Below are 12,343 nucleotides of genomic sequence, written 5' to 3'. Positions count from 1 at the left end.
TGACGGACCAGATTTGATTCCCGCGAGCGAATCAAAAGGATAAAGTGGTCGGCAGGCAATTGGCGTGCCCCCGTGGTATGCTGACGCCGCGTGCTGTTCGAACACCGATGCGGATGGAGATGAAGGCGATGGGGCGATTCTCGCGTCTTGCTGCGCTAACGGTTTTGGCGGGGGCGTCTGTGGCGCCTGTTCCTTCGTTGCGTGCTTGGGGGGCGGAGGTTGAGGAGACCGCCGTCGCGACCGCTGAAGCGGACGCCGCCGAAGCTGGCGCCGATGCGGACGCCAGCGTGAAGGTTAGTGCGAAGGCGGTGAAGTATCTTGACGTGCTGCGCAAGCGGCCTGAGCCGGGGTACTTGTTCGATCGCTTTTACAATACGTGGCTCGACGATTCGACCGCGGCCGACTTGCAGCAGTTCTTGACGGCGAAGGCGGCGGAATCGAAGGCGACGCCCGATCAGTTACTGCTCGCGTTCTTCTTTGCCAAGCAGGGGGATGATGCGCAGGCGCTCGAGGAATTCAACGCGGCGCTCGCCGCCAACCCCGGCAGCCCCGAAGCACACTACCAGAAGGCGGTGATCGAGGCGCGGACGCTCGATTTCGACGCGGCCATCGCCGACTTGCAGAAAGCGCGGGAACTCAAGCCTGAGGCGAAGCTGCAGGTGCAGGTCGACAAGCTGCTGGGCCGGTTGCTGGTGCGCAATCGCAAGGTCGACGACGCGCTCAAGGTGTGGAACGAACTTCTCGCCGCGAATCCGAAGGATGAAGAGCTGGCGGAGGATTTGATTGAGCTGCACATCGACGAAGGGTTGTTCGAGCAAGCGGCGAAGCTCAATGAAACGCTGCTGGCGAAAACGAAGGATCCCTATCTGGCGGTGACGCGGCGGCTGCGTTTGGGCGATATCCACCAACGCGGCGGCAAGCGGCCCGAAGCGCTCAAGGCGTATTCGACGGCGCTGGCCGAGGTGGGCCACGAGAGCTGGCTTGAGCAGGAAATTCTCGCGCAGACCGAGCAGTTGTTCCGCCGCGAGGATAGCCTCGCGCAGCTGAAGACCCACTACGACGAATTGCTGAAAGAGCACCCGAAACGGATTGCGCTCCATCGGCGGTATGCGCAGTTGCTCGTGCAGCTGGGCGAGAACGAGCCGGCGATCGCGGCGTACAAGCAGATTCTAGATCTCACGCCCGGCAACCGCGCCAACCGTGAAGAGTACATCGAAGTGCTCGCGAAGATCGGCGACAAGAAGAAGGCGATCGAAGAGCTAAAATCGCTGTGCGAGCAGCACAAAGCCGACGGTGAGTTGAAGTTTCGCCTGGCGACGCTGCTGCAAGAAGACAAGCAAACCGACGCGGCGACCGCACAGATTGCCGAATACCTGAAAGCGTCCGATAAGAGCGAGTACGCCTACCTACGCGCGGCGCGACAGTTGGAACGCTTCGAGCGCAAAGATGCGGCGGCCGGCGTTTACAAGGAAATGGCCGAGACGTTCGCCGATTCAGCGTCGGCTCAGGAAGCGTACGCAGCCTTCTTGTACGCGACGGAGAAGAAAGAAGAAGCCCTGGCGATTTGGAAGGAACTCGCCGCGGACGCGGAGCTGAGCGAGTTGCTGCACGTGTCGCGGGCGCTCGCGACGCGTAACGAAAACGAGGCGGCGCTCAAGCTGCTGCAAGCTCGTGAGCAAGAGTTCGCCAAGGAACCGCTCTACTTCAGCCAATTGGCGACGACGGCGCTCGCGCTGAAGAAGCCGGAACTCGCGCTACCGTGGACGGAACGTCGCGTCGAACTGGCGGCGACGACGCCCGATCTTGAGTCGGCGCTCGATCAGGCGGTGGCGGCGGCCGATCGTTCGGACAAGATCGAGGACTCTGCCAAGCGGTTGGCGGAGATGAAGCAGCGGACGATTCAGCAGACGTGTTTGCTCGCTGAACTGCTGGAAGCGGCGGGCGACAGCGACGTCGCCGACGCTGCCCTAAAGGAAGCTGCGGAGAAGGGCGATCTGCTGGCTGTCAGCGAGCAAATTCGCCTCTTTAGCCAACGCCGCGATTGGACGGCGGCCGCTGATGCGACGCGGAAGTTGCTCGATCTGCCGGGCGGTCGCAAAAGCATTTACGTGAGGCGGCTGGTGGAGTTGTGCCAGCGCGACTTCCAACTCGACGAAGCGCTGAAGTGGATCGACGAATGGAAGCGGCTCTCGCCCGGCAGCACGACGCCGTGGACGATGGAAGCGACCCTCATGATGTCGCAGGGGAAGGAAGACGACGCGATCGCGGTGCTGAAATCGGCTGTGCAGAAGTTCGATGGCGCCGAGGATCTGCGCACGCGGCTTGCTCAGCTGTACACGCAGACCGATCACCTCGCCGACGCCGAGCGGATTTACTGGCAACTGTACGAGGAGACCGAAGACGTCCCTGGCAAGTTGCGCTGGACGCAGGAGCTGACGAAGCTGGCCGATCAGCAAGGGAAGCTGACTCAGCTAGTCGAGCAGTTCGAGGAGCGGCGGCAGAGCAATCGGCAGTCGATTGTGCCGCTGCTCGCGCTGTCGGAAGTTCACCGCACGGCCGACAATTACGAGGGACGCCGTCAGGCGCTCACCGCGGCGGCGAAGATCAAACCGGACGATTTGGAGTTGCTTCACCACATCGCGCGGGTGGAAGAGCAAGAGGGCGACTGGAAGGCGGCGATCGCGACGCTCGAACGGGCGGCGCCGCTCGACAAGACGAACCGGACGAAAGAGCGGATCGCGAAGCTGCATCTCACCTTTGGCGATGCGGATGACGGGTTTGAGATTCTGTTCGAACTGGCCGACGCCGAGAAGGGCGATCCGCGGACGCTCGAGGCGATCGCCGACGCGATGTGCGGCATCCAGGAATGGGAGCGGGCGGCCGACTTCTTGTCGACGCGGATCAACGACCATCAGGGAGACTACCGGCTGCGATACCTGCTAGGCGTCGCCTGCGAGGAGGCGGGACGCGAGAAGGAAGCGGCGGCGCATTTTCTGGCGCTGCTCGGCGACTATGAAGAATTGCCGGACGTGGCCAAGAAGAACACGCAGTTGATTTCGCAACACTCGCAGTTCGAGGAATTGGCGAAGATTGCGCCGCGCGACGCCGTTGAAATGCTGCAGGCGACGCAGTATCGCTACCAGGCCTACATGCATCAGCAGAATCGCGGCATGGGGATGGCCTACTCGCTGTCGAGCGGCGGCCCGCAGATGAAGGTGCAGGTTCCGCCGCGGGTCGACCAGCTGCGGACGTTCGCGATCCCTCACTTGGTGACGATCGCCAAGCTGCAGGACGAGGAAGGGGCTGCGGAGATTGCCCGCAGCATGAAGCAGCAAGGGGTGCGCGGCGTCGATTTGCTCATGGAAGTCGACATGAATCAGGGCGATTTCATGGCGCAGCTGCCGACGGTGCTTGAGGAAAATCCAGACGACGAAACGGCCCTAGCGCTGGTGGTGCTGAACCAATTCGGTCGCCGCAATCCGCAACTCGATCAGTTTGCGCCGAAGATCGCGGAGAAATTCAAAGAGAGCTACCCGCAGCTCGCGCTGTTGGGGGCGTTCCAGGCGGGGTTGGCGATGGAAGAAGAGTTGGCGGTAAACGCGATTGCTGACAACAAGGAGCCGGAGGAGGCCGTCAATCCCCACTTCGATCAGGTGCTTGAGCTGGCGAAGTCGATCGACAATCCGAACGCGATGACGGTGATGAGCGTGGCGCTCGCGCTCTCGGGGCAGAATGGCAACGGGCAAGCGGCGACGCTGCGCGACAAATATCGCCAGCCGCTGTCACGACGATTGATCGATTGGTACCCAGCGGTGCAGAAGTCGAGCAACTATGGTCCCTGGGCGTTCATTTACGTCGTCGGAGCGCTTGCGCAAGGCGAGGATCCGACGGCCTACATTACGTTCCTTGAGGAAGAGCTCGCTCGCTCGCGGAAAAAGGGGAGCGCGGCCAATCGAGGTCCGTCGCAGTTTTCGTTCAGCAATCAACCTCAGACGCTGTTGGCGCCAATTGCGTTTCCGCCGCAGCAGTTGACGGACTTTCCCTCGGAACTGCTTGTCGTCTTGCAGGCGCCGGACAACAACAATCCCTACTCGTCGATGACGGCCCGCGCCGACGCCGGGCAGTTCGACGCCGAGAAGGCGATGCCGCTCGTGAAGAAGGTGCGCGACCCGATTTTGCGGCTGTTGCTAGCGAATCGGTTCGAGCAAGAGGAACTGGCGGACGAGATTCTGAAGGAACAACTCGCATCGAAGCAGCCGCGGCTCGACGCCTACCTGCTTGCTGCGGGCAAAGCGAACGCCGACGAGGATTATGTGCGGGCCGCCGAGTTGCTCAGCAAAGCTCGCTACTTGCCGATGCAACGCGACATGCGGGCGCGTGTCGACGCGGCGATCGTCGCGGCGGTGGTGGCGGCGAAGGATGAGGGCAAGTTGAAAGAGACGCCGGCGGCTGAGAAGCCCGCCGAGGGCGCTGCGGCCGATACGGAAGAGTCGCTCCTGGCAGCGGGACAGGCGGCCTGCCTGCGGTTGCGGCAGTCGCGGCTAGATCCGAATCGTCGCGGCGAACTGATCGCCGCGATGGAGAACTTGGGTCTAGAACGCGAGGCGGAGAAGCTCGACAAGCTGGCGTCGACGCAACCGGCGGCGAGCGCCCCGATGGCCGCGATCGCCTATGCATCGACGAGCCTGCAGGCGAGTTCGCCGGATCGAATCAAGAAGCTGATCGACGACGGCAAACGAGATGCGGCCCTCAAGCTGCTCGCAAACGACGTTCTGCAGCAGGCGCGGCAGGTGCTCGCGAATCCGCAGAACGGGAGCTACATGCGGCAGCAATTCCGGCAGCTCAAAACTCGCGTTTCGTCGCTGGGAATGATGAAGGAGCTGATTGAATCTCTCGATCCGGGCGATTCGTCGAACCCGCAAAAGGCGATCGAGTACGGGGTCGTCTGCGAAATGTTCGACGAACCGAAGAAAGCGCGGGCCACGTACGAACGCGCGCTCGAAAAGCGGCCGAAGGACGACGCCCTGCGGATGCGGTTGGCGATGCTGCTCGTCAAAGAGGACGCGAAGCTGGCCGAGGAGCAGCTGAAGCAATTGAAGCCGACCGCCAGCATGGTGATCGGCCAGAGTTTCGTCAATCAGATGCAAGACTATGAGTCTGACCTTGAGATACGCGTCGCGTGCGCTGAACTCGCCGCCATCTATTTGAAGCAGTTGGCTAGCGAGCCGAACGTGCAAACGGGGTGGAGCGAGAGCTTGGTGCAGATGCTCTCCCAACAACTTTACACACGGACGGGACGCAATCTGCCCTCGGTGCTGCAAACAGCGGCGGACAAGTCGCCGGAGGAGGCGGAATCGAAAAAAGAGGAAGGGAAGCTTGCAAAGTTGATCGAACGCCGTCGAGCGGCTCACGAAGCCTTCTGCCGTGAAATGCTGAAGACGGAAAACAGCGCACGCTCCGGGTTCACCTACCTGTTGGGAGCGAAGGAGGCGCGCAACGAGGTTGATGACGAGGAATTCACGAAGCTCGCTGCAAAGGTGCTGCGCGAGGAAGCGAGCCGGCGGCCGTTGGGGCCGCAGAATTCGAATTACTACAGCAACAACGAATCCGGGACAGTACGGCTTCGGTCGCCGGAAGAGTACCTAGTCCGCCGTGCGACGGAAACCGATTGGAAGCTCATCGACGACGAATTGTTGCCGGAGTTGGAGAAGGGCCGCAACAAGCGGGGCGCCGAAGAGCTGGCGCGCTACGCGAAGCTGTACCGGTGCCCGCCGGAAGAATTTAAGGCGTTGGCGATCGAAACGATGAAGCGTTCCAAGCCGAACATGAACATGCCGGACAACGCGCCGGACGTCGCCGTCGTAGCGGCGGCCTGGGCGGATCGCAAGCTGACTGACGTCGACCTACTGCCAGCGGTGGTCGATCGCTTGGAACGGCTCGTCAAGTCGCAGAATCACCACCAACCGCCTAGCGGGGTGATCGAGTTTATTGCAGCAACGCACAAGCTGCGCGGATCAGCTGCCACGCGCGAGGCCTTGGAGGCGGTGACGGCCGTTTACCTGGGGCCGAAGGAGAAACGCGAAGCGTTTATCGCTGCGAATAACCCGCAGAACGGCATTAACTTCGGCTCCGCGAGCGGGCAGATCTACGTCTTTGGGCAGATGCTCGACAGCTTGTTGCAGCGGCCGGAACTATTGCACACGGTGGTGCTGCATGCGCAATCGCTGCCGTCGATGGGCCACTACAACAATGTGGAACACTACATGTCGAGCGGGATGATGAATCTTCCCAACCAGCCGACGGAGAAACTGCTGGAAACGCTGCAGGATTCGCCTTGGATCAGCGACCTCGACGAGTTCGATCCGCTGGTCGGCGGGGCGCGCAATCGCGGCGGTGCTCCGTCGTGGCTGACGCACTTCTTGCAAACGATCAGTCAGAACAAGGCGCGGAAGGAAGAACTCGCTCCGAAGTTCGCCGAACTCCACGCCAAACAGCCGACGTTCGGTACAGGACTGATCAACGCTTACTTTAAGGGGGAGAAGGAGTTTGCGGACTATTGCGCCGCCGATGTTCCCGAATTGCGCAAGTTGGATGAAGAGCAGCAATCGCGAATTTCGCTCACAATCGCGGCGCTGCTTGGCAAGGACGTGCTGGCCAAGGATGAACTGAGCGAGCAGCACGCGGCACTTCGGGATTGGTTGCGGGGGAGCAAGCAGATGCAATCGAAGCAGGTGCTCGCCAAGCTGAAGAAGGCGAAGCTGCTGGAAGAGATTTGCCCTGAGACGTACCAAACCGCCGAGACGATCGGGCCGCAGATCGTGGCGCTGGCGGCCGTTGATCGCGAGGCGGCGGTGGAAGCATTCTTCCGCGTGCTTGAACTCATTGAGGATGCGCAGAAGCGTAATCAGTGGCACATGGGATTCGGCGATGGCCGGACGGCAGCCGGCTACGTCTTCATGGGCGTGATGGGGCAGATGGACCGCGCTTCGTTCGACCGTTTCCCGCTGATGGCCGCGATCATGCTGGGCGACAAGAAGGGAAAGCTCGAATACGCGGCGACGTCGTGGTCGGGCGGATCTAATACGCTCGGCGAGAAGTTCGACAGCCTGGTTCAAGCGGAAGGGAAGAAGAAGCTAACTCCAGTCGAAGCCGCCAAACAGGTTCACGACGACTTGGCGCGAGCAATGAAGGAATTGCCGGGGTCGCTATTCGCGGATGCGTACAGCGGATTCCTTGAGCAGCGTTTGAAGAAGCCTGAGGAGTTGCAGGCGTTCCGCGAGTGGGCTCGCAAGAACAGCGAGGAGGGCGAGTTCAAGGAAATGTCGCGCGAATTCTGCGCAGCGGCCTACCTTGTGGAAGCGGAGCGGCTGGCGAAAAAGGAGAAGAATCCCTCGGCGGATGCTCCGCCGACCGATGATGTGAAGTACTACCGCGAGCACTACGCGCGGCTGATCAACGATGGCGCCTTGCCGCTGGCTTGGCGGTTGCATTTGGCGCGGTTGCTGGTCGATCACGAAGGGAAGCGTTTGCCGCCGGACCTGGCCAAGCTCGTCGCGACGACCTATGCCGAGGCGCTCAAGACGAACTTGCCGATGATGCACGATCAGAATCGAACGTTGTCGAACTGGCTGCTCGACGTACTCGAACGCGGGCAACTGGAGAGCGAAGCTGAAGCGTGGCGCGAAGCGTGGGCGCAGCGTTACTTGCGGCCGACAGTTGCGGGCGCGAGCCGCTACGACAATCAAAACGATTTGCGCGACGCGGGGTCGCTCTGCAACGCTCTGAAAGTCTACCTGGCCGCCGCCGACGACAATCGCGTCAACCAGTTGTTGCGCAAGTACGACGATGCGCTTGCTTCGTCGCAGCAAGTCGTCTTGTTATTGCTCAAGGCCGAGAAGCCGGAACTAGCGGCGCGGTTCCTGCGATCGCACTGGGCGACGTTTGCGAATGAGTGGCCGTCGCAGCCGGACTGTGCGTACGACGATGCGCTGACGGCGCAAGTCGATGCGATGCTTGAGAAGTTGCAGCGGGAAGAAGAGAAGCTGTTCGCACGGGCGCTGATCGCGTCGCTTCCCGATCCGAAGCCCCCTGGTGCAGCGAAGGACGAAGAACAGGGCAAGAAGAAGCCCGACGCCGAGGAAGCGAAGCCGCAGGAGCCGACGCCGCGCGATCTGCGGTTGATCAAGCTGGCCGAGGAGTTCGACGCCGCCGCGAAGGGAGACGAAGGTCTACGCGGGCGGACGCTGACGCTGCTTGCCTCAAGCCGCGTGGCGAACGCCGTCCTGACGAAGGCCGTTGCCGAGCAGTTCGCGAAGCTGACGCTGGCCACATCGTTCCAACAGCAGGACCAGACGCGGTGGAGACTCGACGTCGAGTTGGCGAAGCGTCATTTCGAAAATCAGTTCGCGGCGGGCGAGGTCGACGACTTTATCAAGACCTTCGATCAGCTGACCGCGGCGATCGACATGCAGCAGCCGCACGAGGCGGGCTCGAAGGCCGATCCACTGGTGCAGTTTTGCTACGAGGCGATTGGCGCTCATGGCGAGAAGCTCAAACCCGAGCAGTATGCTCGGCTGGGCCGTTCGTTGCGGGCGTTTCTGAACGATCAGGAATACATTTATTTTAATTCGTTCCCCAAGTTTAATGCCTTGCTGCTCATCTCGCATAGTCGCGGCGGGAACGGGGCCGAGCTAACGCAGTGGTACAAAGAGCTGTCGAATAACTGCAAGAGCAACGTCAAGAACCGCGGCGTGGATAATCAGCTGTGGGCGACGTTGAGCAAGACCTACGGGAAGCCGACGCCGGAGAATCTCGCCGAGCGATTGAAGGGGCTCGAGGCCATCGTCCCCGTGGCCTCGGATTTGGAGTGGCTCAACTACCACCAGCAAGGGCCGCATCATCTTTCCGGCTTCGATCAGAAGTCGATCTATCGGCACATCGTGGACTCGAAGTTCATCAGCCGGGACGATCTCATTGCGTATGGAACGAAGATCGATCCGATTCCCGATCGGCCCTTCATGGTGAACGTGACGTTGGCTGAATGGTTGACGTCGCACCAGAAACATAAAGAGTCGGCGGCGCTGTATGACGCAGGAGTCGCGAAGGCGCCTGAGTCTTGGAAGGTTCGTCTGGCGGCGTGGAAGTTGCGGTCTGGCGCCGCGTGGGCCAATGCGGGCGACGTCGAGAAGGCGCAGACGCTGGCCAAGGAAGCGGAATCGCTTGAGTTGCAGCCCGCGGAGAAGGAGCGGCTGAAGAAATTGACGGAGCTGATCAAGAAGAAGGGTGGTCAAGCGGCTGAGCCGAAGGGCGAAGCGGCCAAAGAGCCCGCCGAGCCGGCGGAGGAGAAAAAGGCGGAGACGGCGCCGACAGCGGAGCCGACGCGGCCGACAGCCGGTTTGCGGGTTGGGCCGACTGGGATGGTTGCTGTCACGCCGCGGCGGCGGGGTGAAATTCCTGGAGATGGTCTGAAATTCAATTCGTCCCCGTTTCTCGTTCCAGTATAATGCCCACGCCGCCGGTGGAGGTCCGTTGCTGCGCGCGTGCAGCAACGGCGGCCTGCGGCGACGATCGGATTACTACTCGGCGTCCGGCCGGAAGACTTTTTCTACGGAGTAGAAGCGAATGTCTCCCCATGCCCCTGGTCCTATTGAACAGTTCGTCGCCTTCGTGCGGCGTCGCGTGAATCTCCACCTGCTGTGGACGACGCTTATTTGGACGGCGGCGGCCGGCGCCGGTTTGGTAACGGCAGTGAGCTTGGTCTACGTGCTGCAAGGTTACGCCGTGCCGGGCGGTTGGATCGTTGCGACGTTGCTGGCCACGGCGTGCGGCGGAGCGGCGGCGTGGTTCTGGCATCGGTTGAGCGACGAACAAGCGGCGCGGTATGTCGACCGCTTCTACGGGCTGAAGGATTCGGTGGCTTCGTATCTGCATTTCACGCGGGAAGGGCGTCGCGACGGTTTTTATGAACTGCAGGCCAACTACACGCAGCGGCAAGTTGGCGAGTTGTCGCCCGAGGCGATCGCCTACCGCGCGCCGCGTCGCGGGCTGATGCTCGCCGCGGGGCTGACGGCGGTCGCGCTGCCGTTGAGCCTGCGCGGTCCGAGTGATGAGGTGGTGCAGCGCCAGCAGCAAGAACAAGCGGTGCAGCAGGCGACTGAGACGTCGAACAAAGAACTGCTGGAAATGGTCGAGGAACTTCGCGAGGAAGTGAAGGATCCGTTCGAGAAGGAACTGGTCGATCCCGACAAGCTTCGCAAGATGGTCGAATCACTCGAAGCGACCAAAGACCAAAAGGAAGCGCTGCGGCAATACGCCCAGCTGGAGCGCGAGCTGAACAAGGCGCGGATGGCGATCCAACGCAAGAAAGACGAGCAGCTGCTCGAAAAGGCGGCGGAGAAGCTGCAGGAAGATCGCGAGTCGAAGCAACTCGGCGAACAACTCCAGCAGAAGAAGTACGATAAGGCGGCCGACGAACTGGCGTCGATGCAGACCGAGCCGAACAAACCGCTGTCGGAACAGCGCAAGCAACTCGCGAAGCTGAAGGCCGCGTCGCAGCGGATGGCCGCGGCGGCGAAGGCGAACAAGTCGGCGTCGCAGGGGAAGGAATCGAAGTCGGGCGAGCAATCGAACTCAAAGTCGGCCGCCGCGAAGGACGCCAAGGGGGGCAGCGGCGCTTCAGGCGAGAGCGGCGCGTCGTCGGGATCGTCGGGCGGCGAACTGGGCGAGAATCTCGAAGAGTTGGCTGCATCGGTGCAGAAGCTCGATGAATCGCTCGCCGAAGCCGAACGCCAAGAGCGCGAGACGGGTAAGTGCGACAGCAAATCCCAATCCCAGTGCCAAGCGTGCCAGGCCTCGGTTGATAAGCAACTGAACAAGCTGTGCCAAGGCTTGTGCAAGCTCGGCATTCGCCGCGAAGCCGACAAGAAGCTGTGCAAGCTCTGCGAAAAGTGCAGCAACTGCCAAAGCATGTGCAACGGCCTGTGCCAAAGCCCGAACGCCGGCGGCAAGAAGGCGGGTACGGGGACGAATACCGCTCGTCGCAACGCGACGGATGAGCTCGTCGACAACGGTCAAACGACGCAGCTGCAAGGGCAGAAGGGCGCCGGGCCGTCGCTGACTACGGTCGAGTCGGCCGACGAAGGCAGCGGCGTGTCGAATCGTCGCACGGCGGCCAAGCAGCGCGAGTTCAAGCGACAGTTTGAATCGTTCGTTGAACGCGAAGACGTGCCCGCACAAGTTCGCGACGGCGTGAAGAATTACTTTCAATTGATCCACCAGATGGAATCGACCCCCGCAGTCGAAGCCGAGGGAGACGCAGCAGAATGACGACAGCAGCAGTGGAAGCAGAGCAAGCGGCCGAGCAGTTCGTCACGACGTTCCGGCGGATCCGCGACGAGATGGGCAAGTTCATCGTCGGTCAGCAAGACATCGTCGAGCATGTGCTGCTCGCGGTGGTGAGCGGCGGGCACGTGCTGCTCGAAGGCGTCCCGGGGTTAGGGAAGACAGCGCTCGTCAACACGCTGGCGCAGGCGCTCCACTTGAAGTTCCAGCGGATTCAGTTCACCCCGGATCTATTGCCGGCGGATGTCGTGGGGACGCAGGTGCTCGTCGATCGCGGCGGGCACAAGTCGCTGGAGTTCCAGCCGGGCCCGGTCTTCTGCAACGTGCTGTTGGCGGATGAAATTAATCGTGCGACGCCGAAGACGCAGTCCGCCTTGCTCGAAACGATGCAAGAAAAATCAGTGACGGTCGCTGGCAAGACGCATCGGCTCGACTTGCCGTTTTTCGTGCTCGCCACGCAGAACCCGATCGAGCAAGAAGGAACCTACCCGCTGCCGGAAGCGCAGCTCGATCGGTTCTTCTTCAAGTTGTTCGTCGAATTACCGGGGCATGACGAGTTCGCCGAAATCTTGCGGCGGACCGGCGGAACCAAGTCGCCGACGATCGATCCTGTCGCCACGGGCGAAGAGATTTTGGCGATGGGCCGCACGTTGCGCGAGACGCCGATCGACGATGCGGTGCAGGACCACTTGATTCGCGTGGTGCGCGGCACGCACCCGAAGAGCGAAGACGCTCCAGCCGAGGTGCGCAAGTTCGTGCGGCATGGCGCTTCGCCGCGCGGCGCGCAAGCGATTCTCGCCGCGAGCCGCGGCCGAGCGCTGTTAGCAGGACGCTTCCATGTCTCGCGCGAAGACGTCGACGCGGTTGCGATTCCCGCGTTGCGCCATCGGATGATTCTGAGCTTCGAAGGCGAGGCGGAAGGGGTGAAGGCGGACGACCTGATCGAGAAGGTGATTGAGAAGGTCGATTGACTTGCTTCTGTGTGATTCTGCCGGTTCGCTTC

Annotated in this window: 3 protein-coding genes; all 3 read left to right on the top strand. The window is 61.7% G+C overall.

Features of this window, described 5'->3' with window-relative positions:
* Positions 1–107: 107 nt before the first annotated feature.
* The 3 genes from PLANPX_RS21315 to PLANPX_RS21305 all read left to right on the top strand — a co-directional run bounded on the left by PLANPX_RS21315 (position 108) and on the right by PLANPX_RS21305 (position 12,311).
* Positions 108–9,503, top strand: a complete 9,396-nt coding sequence (locus PLANPX_RS21315; protein WP_232536212.1) for a tetratricopeptide repeat protein — start codon at positions 108–110, stop codon at positions 9,501–9,503.
* A 118-nt stretch (positions 9,504–9,621) separates the two neighbouring features.
* Positions 9,622–11,325 (top strand): hypothetical protein, encoded by a 1,704-nt coding sequence (locus PLANPX_RS21310; protein ID WP_152100674.1) that lies wholly within the window; start codon positions 9,622–9,624, stop codon positions 11,323–11,325.
* The gene (locus PLANPX_RS21305) at positions 11,322–12,311 is read left to right on the top strand and encodes an AAA family ATPase (RefSeq protein WP_152100673.1); all 990 of its coding nucleotides are present in this window, start codon (positions 11,322–11,324) and stop codon (positions 12,309–12,311) included. The genes PLANPX_RS21310 and PLANPX_RS21305 overlap by 4 nt, the downstream gene beginning before the upstream one ends.
* Positions 12,312–12,343 lie beyond the last annotated feature (32 nt).

The organism is Lacipirellula parvula (genome assembly GCF_009177095.1).
In the GTDB taxonomy this organism is placed as follows: domain Bacteria; phylum Planctomycetota; class Planctomycetia; order Pirellulales; family Lacipirellulaceae; genus Lacipirellula; species Lacipirellula parvula.
Note: the sequence above shows the minus strand (reverse complement) of the source record. Positions and strands in the feature narration are given on the sequence as shown.